A 16,603-nucleotide genomic window follows, 5' to 3' on the forward strand; every position below is an offset into this window, starting at 1 on the left:
GGAACCTGTACCGTACAGGTCCACCAAAGCGGTAGCCATCAACACCCTCCCCGACACAAGCGCCTGCCGCTTCCGCGACCGGGCCAACGGTTGCGGCCGGAGGCAAATACCCGAGGCATTCCCGATACTTAAATCGGTCATGCCGGCATCCCCATCGCGCTCATAGTTAAGGCAGGGCTCCTTAACAAGAACTGACTGGCCGATAACCAACTTAACTGTGGATTGTTGCCGGGAAAACGCAGGTGGTTGTTTCAAGGCAGCACAATCCGCATAGCGGAGCCGTGCGTATTCTCCTCACCAACGACGACGGCATCCATGCTCCCGGCTTTGCCTTGCTCGAGTCGATTGCATCGAATTTGTCTGACGACGTCTGGGCCGTCGCCCCGGCAGAAGAGCAGTCCGGCGCCGGCCATTCACTGACCCTCACGCGCCCGATCCGCTTGCGCAAGCTGGGCGACAAGAAGTTCGCGGTCAGGGGGACGCCAACCGATGCGGTGATGATGGCGCTGGCGCACATCATGAAGGACAGCCCGCCCGACCTGATCCTGTCGGGCATCAATCGCGGCGCCAACCTGGCCGAAGACGTCACCTATTCGGGCACCGTATCGGCCGCAATGGAAGGCGCGCTGGCCGGGGTAAGGTCGGTGGCCTTGAGCCAGGTCTATGCCAAGGAAGGCATGGGCGACACGGTCCCCTTCGCCGCCGCCGAAGCCTGGGCGGAGCGCGTGCTGAAGCCGTTGCTGGAAGCGCCGTTCACTCCGGGAACCCTGGTCAATGTCAACTTCCCGGCACTCGCCCCCGACGCCATCAAGGGCATTCGCGTCTGCCGCCAGGGCATTCGCGACTATGGCCGCCTGAGGATTGTCGAGCGAACCGACCCACGCGGGTATCGCTATTGGACGCCAGGTTCGAGCGGCGACAGCAGCGCGAACTCCGGTATTTCCGCGGTAATGCGGTCACCTTCTTCATCGACGAAGATATAATGTCCGCTCATGGCGCCGGCCGGCGTATCGAGCGGACAGCCGGACACATAGTCGTAACTGTCGCCGGGGGTGACGACCGGCATTTCGCCGACCACGCCCTGCCCGCGAACCTCGTGCGTATTGCCGTGGCCGTCGACGATCTTCCAATAACGCTCGAGCAGCTGGACGGTCCCATCGCCGTCATTCTCGATCCGGATGTGATAGGACCAGAACCAGCGGCTTTGGTCGGGCGCCGATTGCTCCGGCAGGTAGCTGACGGCGACCCGCACCGTTAGCGCGCCGCTGACCGCAACATGGGGGAACAGCAGCGCGAGGGTGTCGACCATGGTTAAGACGCTAAGCTTGTCCAGCGGCCCTGCGCAAGCGCTCAACGAGCCGGACCCGCGCTTCGCCGACCGGGGCCGACCTGTCGGTGATCACGTCGCGCAACAGGAAATGGCCGGTCAGCTGCAGTCCCTCCAATATTTCGGGCCAGCTCGCTGAACCGCCTTCCATTACGAAACGGGGGAGCTTGAGCAGCTTGCCTGCATAAGGTTCCGCCTCGGCTGCGCTGACCGCCCGGCCCGAGCGTGGGCTGACCGCGACGAGTTCGTCGTTGGCGCCTGATACTGCGCATTTCTCGAGGTCGAGGCCGAAGCCCAACTCAGCGAGCAACAGCAGTTCGTAACGGACCAGCGCAGCGCCCCAGCCGCTGGCCGATGGCGCCGCCTCGATCGCGCTAACCAGGCCATCGAGCGCCTCATAAAGCCGCGGATAAGGTTGGCCCTCGGGCAAGGCAGTCGCGGTCAGCGCACAGGCCCAGTCGATTGCGGCGGCCGGGAGCGGTTCTTGCAGTAGTGGCCCGCGGCTATGGACCAACTCGACGCTCGCCTGCGCCAGCTGAGTCTCGGTGCGCGCCGACAGGAGCGCTTCGACCTGGTTTCCGGGCATCAGCACCGGCCTCAACCGCCTGCCCCTTGCCCCACGAACATAGGCTGCTTGCAGCCCATGGTCCGGCGTCATCAGCCGGATTACCGCACCATGTTCGCCATGCGGGCGAAGCGCGACAACAATGGCGAGGGTGGTAAGTCTCATCAGCCGCGCGGATGGAAATAATCGTAGATTTGGCGGGCCATCGCCTTGCTGATCCCGGGCGCCCGCTCAAGATCGTCGAGTGCCGCGCTTTTGACCGCCCGGGCTGTGCCGAAATGCATCAGCAGTGCGCGCTTACGATTGGGTCCGATGCCGGGAACCTCGTTGAGGGTCGAGGTGGTCAGGCTCTTGGCCCGCTTCTGCCGGTGGGTGCCGATGGCGAAGCGGTGGGCCTCGTCGCGCAACCGCTGGATGAGAAACAGGAGCGGTGAATTCACCGGCAGGGTAAGTTCGCGCCCGCCCGGCAGGTGAAATACTTCTCGTCCTTCCCGTCCGTGGTGCGGTCCTTTGGCAACGCCGACAACGGGTACATCGCTGACCCCTTGCTCTTCCATGATCTCGAGCACAGCATTGAGCTGCCCCTTGCCGCCGTCGATCAGTAGCAGGTCGGGCCATTCGCCGCCCGAGCGATCCGGATCCTCTTTCTCCAGCCGGGCAAAGCGCCGTTCGAGCACCTCGCGCATCATGCCGAAATCGTCGCCCGGCGTGACGCCCGACTTGATGTTGAACTTGCGATAGGCGTTCTTGCGGAAGCCTTCCGGCCCGGCGACGATCATCGCGCCGGTGGCGTTGGTGCCCATGATATGACTGTTATCATAAACCTCGATCCGCTGCGGCGGCTCGGGCAATTCGAACACTTCCGCCATCTCCTGCAGCAGTTTGCCCTGGGTGGTCGATTCCGCCATTCGCCGGTCGAGCGCTTCCTCCGCGTTGCGCCGGGCCTGGTCGATCAGCTTGCGGCGGTCACCCCGTTGCGGCTGGCTGATCTCTACCTTGCGCTCCGCTCGCTCGGAAAGTGCCTCGGCGATCAATTCGCTTTCGCCCAGCCGGCGGTCGACCAAGATCCGCTTCGGCGGCGGCACTTCCTCGTAAAATTGCATCAGGAAGCCGGCCAGCACTTCATCCTCGGGGACGTCAGCCGTGTGGGCAGGGAAAAAGCTGCGATGCCCCCAGTTCTGCCCGCCGCGTATGAAGAAGGCCTGGATGCATATTTGCCCGGCCTTGGAGGCCAGCGCGAATATGTCGCCGTCACCCAGCCCCTCGGCATGCACCGTCTGGCTGCCCTGGACGTAGGTCAGGGCGCGAAGCCGGTCGCGATAGACGGCGGCCAGCTCAAAATCCCGTTTTTCCGCCGCCTCGGCCATTTGCTTGCCGAGCCGCGCCTGCACCCCGGTCGATTTCCCGGCCAGGAACTGCTTCGCATCGTCGACCAGGTCGGCATAATCCGCATCGCTGATCCGGCCGACGCAGGGCGCCGAGCAACGCCGGATCTGGTACAGCAGGCAGGGCCGCGTCCGGTTTGAGAAAAAACTGTCGGAACAACTTCTTAGCAGGAATAGCTTCTGCAACGCGTTAAGCGTGCTGGTGACCGATCCGGCACTGGCGAAAGGCCCGAAATACTGCCCCTTGGCGCGCCGCGCGCCGCGATGCTTGCGGACCTGCGGGAAGGGATGATCTTCGCGCAGCAGGATGAAGGGGAAGCTCTTGTCGTCACGCAGCAACACATTGAAGGCCGGCCGGAACCGCTTGATCAGCTGTGCCTCGAGCAGCAGCGCCTCGGCCTCGGTCCGGGTGGTGACGATCGTCATGTCGCGCGTCTGCGCGACCATCCGTTGCAGGCGCTTGGGCAGCTTCGCGACCTGGGTGTAATTGGTCACCCGGTTCTTCAGCACCCGCGCCTTGCCGACGTAAAGCACGTCGCCGCGGGCATCGAGCATCCGGTAAACTCCCGGCCGCGCCGGCAACGTCTTCAACACGTTGCGGATCGCCTTCACCCCCGCCTCAAGGTCAGGCGCGCCGTCCCCACGCAGCGCGTAGGTTGCCCTTTCCTCATTGAAGCGGTCGCCCGAGCCCGGAAGATCGGGCCGGCCGGCAGGCGTTCGATCCATAACGCAGATGTAGGAGAGAGTACGGCTAGGCGCTAGGCGGCGGCCCGCGCCGCTTCCTGCTCCTCGAGCATCCATTCAACCGCCTTGCGGGCATGGATCGCGGTCGTGTCATAGACCGGCAGCACATTGGCGCGGGCGTCGACCGCCAGCACCAATTCCGTGCAACCAAGCACCACCGCCTGGACCTTCTGCTTACCCAGCTCGGTGATCAGCGTCTTGAGCTTGCGCTGGCTTTCCCGCACGACACGCCCCGCGGCCAGCTCTTCGAAAATGATCCGGTCGACTTCGTTCATCCACCCATTGTCGATCGGCGCCAGGGTGATCCCGCGCCGCTCGATCCGCTCGCGGACGAAGCTCTCGGTCATTGTGAAGCGTGAGCCGAGCAGGGCCACGCGCGTGCGGCCGTCGGCGACGAGCCGATCCGCGGCGGCATCGGCGATGTGCAACACCGGTATGCCGACGTTGGCGGCCACGGCGTCATAGCTTTTGTGAACCGTGTTACAGGCGATGACGATGCCTTCCGCCCCGCTTGCTTCGAGCCGTCTGGCCGCGTCGACGGTAATCTTGGCGATTCCGTCCCAATTGCCGGCCAGCTCCATGGCCGCGATCGGACCGAAATCGACGCTCTCGATCGCCAGCTCGGCGCTGTGCAGGCCGCCCAGCCGCTGAGAAATCCCACGATTGATATGTTCGTAGTAAAGCGCGGTCGACGACCAGCTCATACCACCGATGATGCCCAGTTTCCTCAACGCCCCTACCTCCCCAACTCCCCGACCGGCGAGTCCGGCTGGGGGCTTAAACCCAGAAACGTCTATCGCCGCTGGAGTATCCCAGCGATTTGTCGCCAAACCCAGCTAGTCCCCCGGACTAACCCAGTGACTTAACGATCTCCTCGACCATCTTCTTGGCATCGGCGAGGAGCATCATCGTATTGTCGCGATAGAAAAGCTCATTATCGACGCCGGCGTAACCCACGCCGCCCATCGACCTTTTCACGAACAAGACGGTCCGAGCCTTTTCCACGTCGAGTACCGGCATGCCGTATATCGGCGAGCTCTTGTCGGTCTTGGCGGCCGGATTGGTGACGTCATTGGCGCCGATCACGAAGGCGACGTCGGCGGTGGCGAATTCGCTATTGATGTCCTCCAGCTCGAACACTTCGTCATAGGGGACATTGGCCTCGGCCAGCAGCACGTTCATGTGCCCCGGCATCCGGCCCGCCACCGGGTGGATGGCATATTTGACCTCGACACCCTCCTTCTTCAGTAGGTCGGCCATCTCGCGCAGCACATGCTGCGCCTGGCTGACGGCCATGCCGTAGCCGGGAACGATGATCACCTTGTCGGCCTGCTTCATCAGGAAGGCGGCGTCCTCGGCCGATCCGCGCTTGTAGGCCCGGTCGATCGCCGCCGCCTCGCCGCTCGATTCAACCGCGCCGAACCCACCGGCGATGACCGAGATGAAGCTGCGGTTCATCGCCCGGCACATGATGTAGCTGAGGATTGCGCCCGACGAGCCGACCAGCGCGCCGGTGATGATCATCGCCGTATTGTGCAGCGTGAAGCCCATCGCCGCCGCGGCCCAGCCGGAATAGCTGTTGAGCATCGAGATCACGACCGGCATGTCCGCCCCGCCGATCGGCACGATCAGCAGGAAGCCGATGGCGAAGCTCAGCGCGCAAAGCGTCCAGAAGTCGATCGGGCTCTGGCTGTCGTAGAAGCCATAGAGGAAGAAGATAATCGCCAGGCCGACCGCCAGGTTGATCCAGTGCCGCAGCGGCAGCAGGATCGGCTTGCCGCTCATATTGCCGTTTAACTTGAGGAAGGCGATCACCGAGCCGGAGAAGGTGATCGCGCCGATAGCCACACCGAGGCCCATCTCGATCCGGCTGACCCCAAGAATCGCCCCCGACGTATCGACGATGCCGAAGGCGGATGGATTGAGGAATGCGGCTGCGCCAACCAGCACCGCCGCCATGCCGACCAGCGAGTGAAATGCCGCCACTAGTTGCGGCATGGCCGTCATCTGGATGCGGCGTGCGGTGACCAAGCCGATGCCGCCACCAATTGCGATGGCTATCAGGATTTCGCCAGCCGTGACGAGATCAATGAAATCTCCCTGGAACGAAATGGCCGGCGCGTGCGCGCCACTGAGACCACCAAGAGGCGCATGAACGATCAGCGTCGTCACCACGGCGATCGCCATGCCAGCCATGCCGATCAGATTGCCGCGCCGGCTGCTGTCGGGGCTCGACAGGCCGCGCAGTGCCAGGATGAAGCATATGCCGGAAATCAGGTAAGCGAGGAGCACCCAGCTCGGGACCGCCGTGGCCTCATGCATCGCGACGCTCCCGCTTCTTGTACATCGCCAACATGCGGTAGGTGACGGCGAAGCCGCCGAAGATGTTCACGCTGGCCAGCGCCACCGCGACCAGGCCCAACCATTTCGACTGGACGCTGCCCGCCGCCGCCGCCGCGATCAGCGCGCCGACGACAATCACCGAGCTGACCGCATTGGTCACGCTCATCAACGGCGTGTGCAGCGCCGGGGTGACCGACCAGACGACATAATAGCCGACGAAGCATGCCAACACGAAGATCGACAGGACGGAAATGAAGTCCAAGAGAGGCCTCCCCGCATTCGAGTGCCGATCTTGTGGCAAGGCGGCACCGGCTTGTCGAGGGCGAGCGCGGCCTACCGCAAATCTTGCTATTAACTTAACGAGGTTTCCGATTTTTTAACCTTTTTCCCTGCATGGCCTGCAAGGACGAAGAAGGAAGAAGTTCGCGCCATGAAATGGCCGTTCCGCCGCAACCGCGAACCCGGGGCCAAGCGCCCCACGAGGATGCTTGCCTGGGCGATGGTGCTCGGCCTGCTGTTCGGGCTGGTCGCGGCCGGTGAATATCCCGAGGATCGCCTGCGCGTCGTCCGCAATCATCTCAACGAGCGCCCGGTCAGCGGCCGGATCGTGCTGGTCGGGATCGACGAGAAATCGGTCAAGGAAGTCGGCCGCTGGCCCTGGCCGCGCAGCCGCTATGCGCAGCTGATCGAAGCGCTCGACAAGGCCGAGCCGCAGCAGCAGGTCCATGACATTCTATTGTCGGAACGGACCGACCCGGCGCTTGACCGGCAGCTGGCCCAAACGATCAGCCACAGCAACAATGTGATTCTCGCCTACCTCCCCCGCGCCGGCGCGCAGGAAGGCAAGATTGAGGACGTCCATCCGCTTCCAGAGTTTTTGAAGCACGCCGGCATCGGCACCATCACGCTTCACTATAATTACGCCAACGAGGCCTGGTTCCTGCCGCGCGGCACCCGCCGCGGCGAGACAGTGATACCCTCGCTGGCCAGCATCCTGGCCGACCGCAATATGAGCAGCGATGCCGATTTCCGAGTCAATTACGCCTTCGATCCTGCTTCGATCCCGGTCTACAGCGCCGCCGACGTCATCGACGGCCGGGTCGGCAAGGCCCAGCTGAAGGGCAAGACGGTCATTGTTGGGACCGACGCCGAGCGGCTGGGCGACCAGTTCATGCTGCCCGGCTGGGGCAAGGCCAGCGGCGTCTACCTGCACATCATCGGCGCCGAGACGCTCAAAGCGGGCTCGCCGATCGACCTCGGCTGGATTCCCGCCTTCCTGATCGCCTGCTTGGCTGTGACGATGGCAATCAAGCGCAAGCTGCGTGGGCAGGTAGGCCTGTTGGGTGGTGGCGCTATGCTCCTGCTCGGTGCGCCGCTGCTGCTCGAGCGGGCCCAGGTTTTCGCTGACGTGACCGCCGGATTGTTCGTCATCCTGTGGGTGACGACCGGCATCACCATGCAGAACATGAAGCGCCGCGGCCTGACCAATACGGTCAGCGGCCTGCCCAATCTCAACGCCTTGCGCCGCGCCGGCCACGAGAACGACCGGCCGCTGATCGTCGCGCGCGTGATCAACTATGCCCAGATCGTCTCGACCCTGTCGGTCGCCCATGAGCGCTCACTGACCGAGCAGATCGTCTCGCGATTGAAGGTCGGCTCGGAAGTATCGACCGTCTACCAGGGTGATGAAGGCATTTTCGCGTGGACCGTACCCGCCGGCACCGCGATCGGCCACCATGTCGAGGCGCTGCATGCCCTGTTCCGCAGCCCGGCCAAGATCGACGGCAAGCATTTCGATATCGCCATCAGCTTCGGCGTCGAAATCGGCAGCGGCCGGTCGATCTCCAATCGCCTCGGCAGCGCGCTGGTCGCCGCGGACGAGGCCACCGCCGAAGGCCTGCGCTGGAAATATCACGACCCCGCCCGCCTGCAGGACGCCGAATGGCGCCTGTCGCTCCTCAGCCAGCTCGACGAGGCCATCGATCATGGCCAGGTCTGGGTCGCGTTCCAGCCGCAGCTGGATCTTCGTACCAACCGCATTCGCGGAGCAGAAGCGTTGGCCCGCTGGACGCACCCTGAAAAGGGCCCGATCAGCCCGTCCGAGTTCATTGCCGCCGCCGAGCAGAGCGACCGCATCGAGAAACTGACGATGTTCGTGCTCGACCGCGCGATCGAAGCCGCGGCCACCATCAATCGCGACCATGGTCAATTCGACATGGCCGTGAACCTGTCGGCGCGGATGCTCGGCGACAAGGCGCTGCCCTCGCGGGTCCGCAAGGTCCTCGACAAGCATGGTCTCGATCCGGCCCGGCTGACGCTGGAGTTGACCGAAACCGCGGCCCTGGCCACCGGCGCCGACATCGGCCCCCTGTTCGGACTGCGCGATCTCGGCGTGAGAATCTCGATCGACGATTATGGCACCGGCCTGTCGACGCTCGAATATCTCAAGAAAATCCCGGCCGGCGAAATCAAGATTGACCAGAGCTTCGTCAAATCGATGCGCGATCATCGCAGCGACCTGGTGATGGTCCAGTCGACCATCGCCCTTGCCCATTCGCTCGGCCGCACCGTCGTCGCCGAGGGAGTCGAGAGCCGCGAGATCCTCGACATGCTGGTGGCCATGAAGTGCGAGATCGCCCAGGGCTTCGTCGTCGGACGGCCGTGCAGCCTCAATGACCTGGCGAAGCGTTTGATGGGCGAGCGCAAGCGTCGCGCCGCCTAACCGACGACAAAGGTTAATAGCTGCCGCTAATCATCCTCGTGCGCTTAGTTTAAGCCCGCGTCTTCCGCCCAATCCGCAAGTCAATCGGTGCCATTACTTGGCTCCCGGATAGGTCCGACGCGCTAAAATGGTTAATTCGTTGCTAACCATTTCGATTAAGGTTAATGTCCCTTCCTGCGGCATGAGTCGCATTGTGAGCACAGGGGACGATCATGAAGTACAAAAAGGCGAGCTCGACGCGTGGCCTTTGGTCGTGGCTGTTCGGCCAGGGCTGGAGTGGCGCCGGCGGCACCGGCTGAACGAATTCCGGCCATTTAGGCCGGATTTTCGCGGAAAATTGACGATCTACGGCTCGGCGTGGATCGTCTTTCTGCGTTTGGAGCAAGCGAAATAGAGTTGCTCCTTCGCGCGCTGGAGTAGCGCGCTTCCCATCTCTCAGTTGTGGATAAGTTGGCCGAGTCGCTATTGGGCCGGTTTGAGCCGTTCGTTAACCAGTTTGCCGCCTTTGGTCAGGCGGATGGCGGCGACGATCTCGTCGTCATCGGGCAAGATCGCCGCGCCCTTTTCCTGGTCCCAGAATGCGGTCAGGAAATTGGCCAGGTTGCGGGCGAACAACGCCGAAGCGTCGGCCGCCAGTGTTCGGGATAGCTGCACCGCGCCGATGATCTTCACGCCGTGCCGCTCGACCGTTTCGCCGGCAACGCAGCCTTCGACATTGCCGCCGGCCTCCGCCGCCAAGTCGACGATCACGCTGCCCGGACGCATCGTCGCCAGTTGCGCGTCGCTGATCAGCCGCGGCGCCGGGCGCCCGGGAATGAGCGCGGTGGTTATGACGATATCCTGCTTGGCGATATGGCCCGACACTAGCTCGGCCTGTGCCGCCTGATATTCGGCGCTGGTCTCGCTGGCGTAGCCGCCCTTCCCCTCGCCCTCGATCCCGGCAACTCCCTCGACGAAGATCGGCTTGGCGCCGAGCGACTGGATCTGTTCCCTGGTCGCCGAACGGACGTCGGTCGCGCTCACCTGCGCGCCGAGGCGCCGCGCTGTGGCGATCGCCTGCAGCCCCGCCACGCCAACGCCCATCACGAACGCCTTGGCCGGATGAACCGTGCCGGCGGCGGTCATCATCATCGGATAGGCGCGGCCGAAAACCGACGCCGCATCGACCACAGCCTTGTAGCCGGCGAGATTGGACTGGGACGAAAGGATATCCATCGACTGGGCGCGGGTGATGCGCGGCATCCACTCCATCGCCAGCGCCTCAAGGCCGGCCTTGGCATAGGCGTCGATGTCCTTGCCCCGCCTGGCTGGGTCCAGCGCGCCGATCAGCAGCGCACCCTTCTTCGCACCGGTCAGCGTGACCGGATCCGGGCCGGTCACCGTGAGGATGATGTCGGCGTCCTTGAGCGCCTCTGCGCGCGAGCCGATGCTGGCGCCAGCCGCTTCAAACTCGGCGTTGCCAATCGAGGCCTTGTCGCCCGCTCCCGTTTCGACCGCGATCGTTGCCCCGAGGCCAGCGAATTTCTTCACCGTTTCCGGGATGGCGGCGACGCGGGTCTCGCCCTCGCCTTCCTTCAGGACCGCGATCTTCAAGCGGTCAACCTAGTTATAGATCACGTACATCACGACCATCGCGATGACGAAGGCAGCGACCGCGCCATATTTGAACAGCCTCGTGAAGCCGTCGTAATTCCGGAAGTGGGCGGGGTAATCCATTTCGGTGGCGGTCGGGTGGACCTTGTCGTCGGCCATATCTGCTTTCCCTCGAAGCTGTTCGGTTGTCCGCGGTCTTAACAAGCCATCCGCCTTGGCCCAAGCGCCTTTTTGCCGCCCAAATTGAGGGCGGGCCTTAAGCAGAGATTTACTCCTTTCCGCTACAAGCACCGCATGCGCGAAGAAGTGGCACTCCGCTCGCTATTGCTGGTTGATGCCGACGCCCAGGAGCGCCGGCAGTTGTCGGCTGTCGCCTCGCGCGCCGGCTGGAGCATTGTCGGCGCCGCCGACGAGGAGACCGCGGTCGGCCTGCTGCAGGGTCCGCATGGCCGCGAGGTCCGCGCCGCTCTCTTGTCGAGCTGGATCGCCGAGACCGGGCCGGACCTGATCACGGCCTTGCGCAAGTGCCGCCCGAATCTGCCGGTCATCGTCCTCGCCGATGGCGGTTCGGTCGCGCTGGCGGTCGAAGCGATGCGCGCCGGTGCTTCCGACTATCTCGCCAAGCCAATTGCGCCGGAGCGGTTGCTCGAAGCACTGACTGCCCATGCCGATCGCCGCCGCGCGACCGGCGAGCTGGCGCCGCTATCGGAAAAAATCGCGCCGGACCTGATGCTCGACCAGCTAGTCGGCGCCGCGCCCGATTTCCGCTCGGCCCTTGCCGTCGCTGCCAAAGGTGCCCGCAACCGCTTGCCGATCCTGATCGTCGGCGAACCGGGCAGCGGCAAGGAAACCTTTGCCCGCGCCATCCACCACGCCAGCCTTCGCGCTCGCGGCCCGCTGGTCCAGCTCGACTGCAAGTCGGTCGCAGCCAACATCATCGACAGCGAATTGTTCGGCCATGTGCCGGGCGCCTTCCCCGGTGCCTTCGCCGAGCGGATCGGCCGGATGGTCGACGCCGACGGCGGCACCTTGCTGCTCGACGAGGTCAGCGCCCTGCCTGCCGAGACCCAGGCCCGGCTCGACCGCGTGCTCGCCACCGGCGAAGTTCGCCCGGTTGGCTGCAACGGTTCCAATTCGGTCGACGTCAGGCTGATCGCCACCTCGAGCCGCCCGCTGCCGGAGGATTTTCATGCCGGCCTCGCCGAGCGGATTTCCGCGACCACCGTCACCATTCCGCCGCTTCGCGACCGCAGCGGCGACATCCCGGCACTGGTTCGCCACCTACTGACCCGCTTCGCCGACGAACCGGGCATGCGCCCGCTGTCGATCGGCAACGACGCGCTGGCGGTACTGATGCGCTATGGCTGGCCGGGCAATGTCCGCCAGCTGGCCGGCGTCCTCTTTCGCGCCGCGCTCGGCAGTGACGGCAACTCGCTGACCGCCGACGATTTCCCGCACATCGCGATCCAGTCGCGCTTCTCCGGTCGCCGCAGCGACGTTTCGCCCGATATCGGCAAGGTCTCGACCGACGCCGCCATGGCCGGCGCGCCGCAAGTTACGCTCTACCGCCAGGACGGCCACCTCCGCACGCTGGAGGAGATCGAGGCCGACATCATCCGCCTCGCCATCGGCCATTATCGCGGCCGCATGACCGAAGTCGCCCGCCGCCTCGGCATCGGCCGCTCGACCCTTTACCGCAAGCTCGGCGAGCTCGGGATCGACACCGCAGCGTAACAATTTCGGCCGATCGGGTGTATGGTAGGTCTCCGCGATCTTCCGCGAGCTATGATTATGGCCAAATGCGGCCCCGGAGAATATCGCCATGCCACGCTGCCACGCCGGCACTTTCGTGCTGGCACCTCTTGCAATTTCGACGTCTGCACATGCCGCCGACGCGCCGCTTTCAGTCGCGACCTGCCCATCGAAATCCCTGCATGCCTTTGCGCTTGGACCCGGAACACGCTTCCAGTCGCTGCTGGTTCCCAACGTCGCCATTCGTAACGGCGGGGACGGTTCGACCGAGATCACCGCTGTCGAATTTGAGCTGATGGCCAATGGCGCCGTGGTCGACACACGGCGGCTATCAGGCCAGGAGCTGGCCGCACGAGCCAAAGCGGGATCGGCAGTCCAGAATGGCCTGCTGCAGCTGTTTCCTTCACAATTCTGTGACGGAGGCTTGCTGGGCGCCAACCCCAAGCTGTCAGCCACCACCAGCATGGCATCCGGAACCTCGATTTTGGTCCCGAACGAGACATTTGCCTGGCGGGGAAGCCGGGACGCGCTCCGCATTCGGATCACTGCCCTGAGAGACGGCAAGCCAGAGAGCTCCAGCCTGTTGGTGCCGATCGACACCGCTGGCGCAAAGACATCAATGCGCTTTCCGCTTACCGGGACCTGGTTTGTCGCGGTCGCCGGGACCCCCCACGGCGCGCACCGCTGGGCGCTTCCCGAGGCCTTTGCCTACGACATTGTCAGGCTTGGCGCCGGCAATTTGAGCTACAAAAACAAGGGCGAGCGATTCCAGGACTATTATGCCTATGGCGCGCCAGTCCTGGCGGTGGCTGATGGCACGGTCCGCGAGGTCGTTTCAGACCAGCCCGAGGACCCTGCTGTCCTTCGCCGGCCGGATGAAAGCCTTGAAGCCTATGGTGAGCGTTCCGGCCAAATCCAGCAGGCCCTGCTGCAAAAAGGCGATCATGCACTCGTCGGAAATTCGGTCCTGATCGACCATGGGAATGGCGAATATTCGGTCTATGCCCATCTGAAGACGGGGGCCCCGCTGGTCCACGTTGGCCAAAAAGTCGCTGCCGGCACACAGATAGGATGGCTTGGCGGCTCGGGGAATTCAACCGAGCCGCATCTCCATTTCCATCTCTGCGACGCGCCCAGCACATTACACTGCGCGGGAATTCCTCCGGCGTTCACCAATGTCGAATTGCCCTATGCCGATGCCCCGCGCACCATCGAAGCCGGCGACATCGTCATTGCCAAATAGGCTTAGGCGCGCGGTGTCAGCGCGGCGTCCCGGAGGCCGCGCCAGATCTTCAGCGCCTGGACCGTCTCAGGGACATCGTGAACCCGGATAATTTGCGCTCCCTGCTCGACCGCCTTCAGCGCCAGCGCCAGGCTGCCCGGCAGCCGCGCATCCGCTGGTGCTTCATTGGCCAACGCGCCGATCATCCGCTTGCGGCTCGCGCCGAACACAATCAGGCAACCCAGCCCGTGGAGCAGCGCCAGCCCGTTGATCAGCTCGAGGTTATGCGCGACCGACTTGCCGAAGCCGATGCCCGGATCGACGAGGATTTTGTCGCGGGCGATTCCGGCCATCTCCGCCGCCTCGATCCGCTCTTCCAGCCACAGAAAAACCTCGACCAGCACATCGTCGTAGCGCGGGTCCTTCTGCATCGTTTGCGGGTCGCCCTGGTGATGCATCAACACCACCGGCACGCCGGCCTTGGCGACGACGCCGGCCGATTGCTCGTCCCAGGTCAGTGCCGACACGTCGTTGACCAGCTTCGCCCCCGCCCCGATCGCGGCGCTCATCACGCTCGACTTGCGGGTGTCGATCGACACCGCGTTGCCACCCGCCGCCAGCCGCTGGACGACCGGCAGCACCCGCTCGATCTCGTCGCCTTCCCATACTGTCGCCGCGCCGGGCCGGGTGGATTCGCCGCCGACATCGATGATCGCCGCGCCCGCCGCCGCCATCTGCGCTCCAGCCTCGGCTGCGGCCGCTGAGTCGGCATAGGACCCGCCGTCGGAAAAGCTGTCGGGCGTGGCGTTGACGATGCCCATCACCTGCGGCTGGTCGAGATGGACGATCCGCTCGCCCAGCTGGAGCGGTGCGCGTGCCCCCGTGATCCGCCTCCAATCCGCCGCCATCGCATCGTCGAGCCGGGATTCGATCCCTTGGACCGGGACGATCTCGCTCGAAACGCGCTTGTCGCCCTCGACCTTGATCAGCTCGGCCAGGCCGAACCAGTTCAGCCCGCCGGCAAGGCGCGCCACCTTGCCGTCATGGCCAAATGGCGAATCGACGAAGCCCGTGGGCCGGATGAGGGTGCGCATGCTTGGCTTTATAGCGCCGACAGGTGCCGCTGCCGCAACGCATCGATCGGCTGCAGCTTACCGTCCAGTTCGATGTGCCAGAAGGTCCAACCGTTGCACGACGGCGCGCCCTGCAGCGCGGCCCCGACCTTGTGGATCGAACCGGCATGGCCGTCGCAGGCGATCGAGCCGTCGGCGTTGACGTTCGCCGACCAGCGCCGCTTGGCATCGGTCAGCAACGAACCCGCCGGGACCACCGCGCTTTCGACCAGCAGGCCGAAGGCGATGCGCGGCTGGCTGCGCTTGTCGGCCATGACCGTCATGGCGCTTTCATCGAGCGGCAGGGTCGCGTCGATCCGCTGCCGCGCGACCTTCACATAGCTGCGCTCGCGCTCGATCCCGATCCATTTGCGGCCCAGGCGACGCGCCACCGCGCCGGTCGTGCCGGTGCCGAAGAAGGGGTCGAGCACCACATCGCCCGGCTTGGTACAGGCCAGCAGGATCCGGTAGAGCAATGCCTCGGGCTTCTGCGTCGGATGGGCCTTGTCACCGGCATCGTCCTTGACCCGCTCGGCGCCGGCGCAGATCGGCAGCACCCAGTCCGAGCGCATCTGCAGATCGTCGTTGAGCGCCTTCATTGCGCGATAGTTGAAGGTGTAGCGCGCCTTCTCGTCCTTGGCGCACCACAGCAGCGTCTCGTGCGCGTTGGTGAAGCGCGTGCCACGGAAATTGGGCATCGGATTGGCTTTGCGCCAGACGATATCGTTCAGGATCCAAAAGTCCGCGTCCTGCAGCAGCGAGCCGACGCGGTAGATATTGTGGTAGCTGCCGATCACCCAGATCGTGCCGTCGTCCTTCAGGACCCGGCGCGCCTCGGCCAGCCACTCGCGGGTGAAGTCGTCATAGACGGCGAGGCTGTCGAACTTGTCCCAATCGTCGTCGCAGGCGTCGACCTTGCCGCCCTCGGGCCGGAACAGGTCGCCGCCGAGTTGCAGGTTATAGGGCGGGTCGGCGAAGATCATGTCGACCGACCTGTCGGGCAGTCGCGCCATTTCGACGATGCAGTCGCCTTCCAATATGGTGTCGAGCGGCAAGTCCTTGGCCCGAGGACTGGTGCGCGGGCGCGAACGCCCAAGGCTCTCCGTTTCCGGCAGGATCATGGTCATCGAACAGGCCGTCCCCGATTGGTGGACAACCCCGATGAGTCATGCCGGACTCGCGGTCAACCCACGGCCAACCGGACCGGATTTCAAGACAATGAGAACAAAAGGAATCCGCTGAAGAGTCGGACACAACATATTGAGTCCAAGAGGATTCGGCGGACTCAATCCCTAGTGGTGTGGCTCGAAAGACTCTGGCCCGAATTAATCCTCCCCCAGCTTGTCTGGGCGAGGTGGCAGCCGCGCAGCGGCTGACGGAGGGGCCCCTCCACCACTCAGCTTCGCTGAGTGGTCCCCCTCCCCGAGCAAGCTCAGGGAGGACTAGAACGGCAAGGGCACCATCTGCTCGAGCTGGTCGCGGACCTTGGAGAAAGTGCGCCGGTGGTGCGGCGTGATACCAAGCGCATCGATCGCACGAATATGCTCTGGTGTCGGGTAGCCGCGGTTGGTTTCCCAGCCATAGCCGGGATAGTCGCGGGCATAATCGGCCATGATCCGGTCGCGCGTGACCTTGGCGACAATCGAGGCGGCGGCGATCGAGCGGCATTTGGCATCGCCCGAAACGATCGCCTTGGACGGCCGCTGCCAGCGCGGAGTGGCGTTGCCGTCGACCAGGATCCAGGCCGGCTCGAAGCCCAGCGCCTCGACCGCGCGGGTCATTGCCAGCATCCGCGCCCAGTAAATGTTGATGTGATCGATCTCCTCGACTGTGCACAG

Annotated in this window: 15 protein-coding genes; 4 read left to right on the plus strand and 11 right to left on the minus strand. The window is 64.3% G+C overall.

All coding sequences use genetic code 11. The features are described from left to right. The first annotated feature begins 281 nt into the window (after nt 1–281). Nucleotides 282–983: a 5'/3'-nucleotidase SurE gene (gene surE, locus Q0C64_RS03985; RefSeq protein ID WP_294120988.1), complete on the plus strand. Its 702-nt coding sequence runs from the start codon at nt 282–284 to the stop codon at nt 981–983. On the opposite strand, the gene apaG is transcribed toward surE, so the two are convergent. The 6 genes from apaG to Q0C64_RS04015 all read right to left on the minus strand — a co-directional run bounded on the left by apaG (nt 893) and on the right by Q0C64_RS04015 (nt 6,626). Beyond that, nucleotides 893–1,309 (minus strand): Co2+/Mg2+ efflux protein ApaG, encoded by a 417-nt coding sequence (gene apaG, locus Q0C64_RS03990; RefSeq protein WP_294120989.1) that lies wholly within the window; start codon nt 1,307–1,309, stop codon nt 893–895. The genes surE and apaG overlap by 91 nt on opposite strands. A gap of 10 nt (nt 1,310–1,319) precedes the next feature. Further along, a complete protein-coding gene (gene recO, locus Q0C64_RS03995; RefSeq protein ID WP_294120990.1) occupies nt 1,320–2,057 on the minus strand; it encodes a DNA repair protein RecO in 738 nt (245 codons plus the stop codon). Then, nucleotides 2,057–4,003, minus strand: coding sequence for an excinuclease ABC subunit UvrC (gene uvrC, locus Q0C64_RS04000; protein ID WP_294120991.1), 1,947 nt, complete (start codon nt 4,001–4,003; stop codon nt 2,057–2,059). The genes recO and uvrC overlap by 1 nt, the downstream gene beginning before the upstream one ends. A 32-nt stretch (nt 4,004–4,035) precedes the next feature. Continuing rightward, a complete protein-coding gene (locus tag Q0C64_RS04005) occupies nt 4,036–4,752 on the minus strand; it encodes an amino acid racemase (RefSeq protein WP_294120992.1) in 717 nt (238 codons plus the stop codon). Between the two features lie 118 nt (nt 4,753–4,870). Further along, a complete protein-coding gene (locus Q0C64_RS04010; RefSeq protein WP_294120994.1) occupies nt 4,871–6,343 on the minus strand; it encodes an NAD(P)(+) transhydrogenase (Re/Si-specific) subunit beta in 1,473 nt (490 codons plus the stop codon). Then, nucleotides 6,336–6,626: an NAD(P) transhydrogenase subunit alpha gene (locus tag Q0C64_RS04015; RefSeq protein WP_294120996.1), complete on the minus strand. Its 291-nt coding sequence runs from the start codon at nt 6,624–6,626 to the stop codon at nt 6,336–6,338. Before Q0C64_RS04015 ends, Q0C64_RS04010 begins: the two co-directional genes overlap by 8 nt. A gap of 168 nt (nt 6,627–6,794) precedes the next feature. On the opposite strand from Q0C64_RS04015, the gene Q0C64_RS04020 reads away from it, so the two are divergent. Then, nucleotides 6,795–9,086, plus strand: a complete 2,292-nt coding sequence (locus Q0C64_RS04020; protein ID WP_294120998.1) for an EAL domain-containing protein — start codon at nt 6,795–6,797, stop codon at nt 9,084–9,086. A 462-nt stretch (nt 9,087–9,548) separates the two neighbouring features. Here Q0C64_RS04020 and Q0C64_RS04025 read toward each other — a convergent pair whose 3' ends face one another. Both Q0C64_RS04025 and Q0C64_RS04030 read right to left on the minus strand, forming a co-directional pair. Beyond that, entirely contained in the window at nt 9,549–10,679 is a 1,131-nt protein-coding gene (locus Q0C64_RS04025) for an NAD(P) transhydrogenase subunit alpha (protein ID WP_294120999.1), read from the minus strand. Between the two features lie 9 nt (nt 10,680–10,688). After that, the gene (locus Q0C64_RS04030) at nt 10,689–10,838 is read right to left on the minus strand and encodes an aa3-type cytochrome c oxidase subunit IV (protein ID WP_294121000.1); all 150 of its coding nucleotides are present in this window, start codon (nt 10,836–10,838) and stop codon (nt 10,689–10,691) included. A 135-nt stretch (nt 10,839–10,973) separates the two neighbouring features. On the opposite strand from Q0C64_RS04030, the gene Q0C64_RS04035 reads away from it, so the two are divergent. Both Q0C64_RS04035 and Q0C64_RS04040 read left to right on the plus strand, forming a co-directional pair. Further along, nucleotides 10,974–12,413 (plus strand): sigma-54 dependent transcriptional regulator, encoded by a 1,440-nt coding sequence (locus Q0C64_RS04035; RefSeq protein ID WP_294121001.1) that lies wholly within the window; start codon nt 10,974–10,976, stop codon nt 12,411–12,413. 88 nt (nt 12,414–12,501) lie between these two features. Beyond that, entirely contained in the window at nt 12,502–13,674 is a 1,173-nt protein-coding gene (locus Q0C64_RS04040; protein WP_294121003.1) for a M23 family metallopeptidase, read from the plus strand. A gap of 2 nt (nt 13,675–13,676) precedes the next feature. On the opposite strand, the gene folP is transcribed toward Q0C64_RS04040, so the two are convergent. The 3 genes from folP to Q0C64_RS04055 all read right to left on the minus strand — a co-directional run. Then, nucleotides 13,677–14,747, minus strand: a complete 1,071-nt coding sequence (gene folP, locus Q0C64_RS04045; protein ID WP_294121005.1) for a dihydropteroate synthase — start codon at nt 14,745–14,747, stop codon at nt 13,677–13,679. 8 nt (nt 14,748–14,755) lie between these two features. Continuing rightward, the gene (locus Q0C64_RS04050; RefSeq protein ID WP_294121008.1) at nt 14,756–15,886 is read right to left on the minus strand and encodes a DNA methyltransferase; all 1,131 of its coding nucleotides are present in this window, start codon (nt 15,884–15,886) and stop codon (nt 14,756–14,758) included. A gap of 321 nt (nt 15,887–16,207) precedes the next feature. Next, nucleotides 16,208–16,603, minus strand: a 396-nt coding sequence (locus tag Q0C64_RS04055) for a ribonuclease HII (protein WP_294121006.1), incomplete at its 5' end; no start/stop codon positions are given.

It is taken from the genome of Sphingomonas sp., assembly GCF_023266535.1.
In the GTDB taxonomy this organism is placed as follows: Bacteria; Pseudomonadota; Alphaproteobacteria; order Sphingomonadales; family Sphingomonadaceae; genus Sphingomicrobium.

What these genes read in the sequence shown, in the direction of transcription:
- apaG (WP_294120989.1), bottom strand. Translation starts at nt 1,309, where the DNA reads ATGGTCGACACCCTCGCGCTGCTGTTCCCCCATGTTGCGGTCAGCGGC.
- folP (WP_294121005.1), bottom strand. Translation starts at nt 14,747, where the DNA reads ATGCGCACCCTCATCCGGCCCACGGGCTTCGTCGATTCGCCATTTGGC.
- uvrC (WP_294120991.1), bottom strand. Translation starts at nt 4,003, where the DNA reads ATGGATCGAACGCCTGCCGGCCGGCCCGATCTTCCGGGCTCGGGCGAC.
- Q0C64_RS04030 (WP_294121000.1), bottom strand. Translation starts at nt 10,838, where the DNA reads ATGGCCGACGACAAGGTCCACCCGACCGCCACCGAAATGGATTACCCC.
- Q0C64_RS04050 (WP_294121008.1), bottom strand. Translation starts at nt 15,886, where the DNA reads ATGATCCTGCCGGAAACGGAGAGCCTTGGGCGTTCGCGCCCGCGCACC.
- Q0C64_RS04020 (WP_294120998.1), top strand. Translation starts at nt 6,795, where the DNA reads ATGAAATGGCCGTTCCGCCGCAACCGCGAACCCGGGGCCAAGCGCCCC.
- Q0C64_RS04035 (WP_294121001.1), top strand. Translation starts at nt 10,974, where the DNA reads ATGCGCGAAGAAGTGGCACTCCGCTCGCTATTGCTGGTTGATGCCGAC.
- Q0C64_RS04040 (WP_294121003.1), top strand. Translation starts at nt 12,502, where the DNA reads ATGCCACGCTGCCACGCCGGCACTTTCGTGCTGGCACCTCTTGCAATT.
- Q0C64_RS04010 (WP_294120994.1), bottom strand. Translation starts at nt 6,343, where the DNA reads ATGCATGAGGCCACGGCGGTCCCGAGCTGGGTGCTCCTCGCTTACCTG.
- recO (WP_294120990.1), bottom strand. Translation starts at nt 2,057, where the DNA reads ATGAGACTTACCACCCTCGCCATTGTTGTCGCGCTTCGCCCGCATGGC.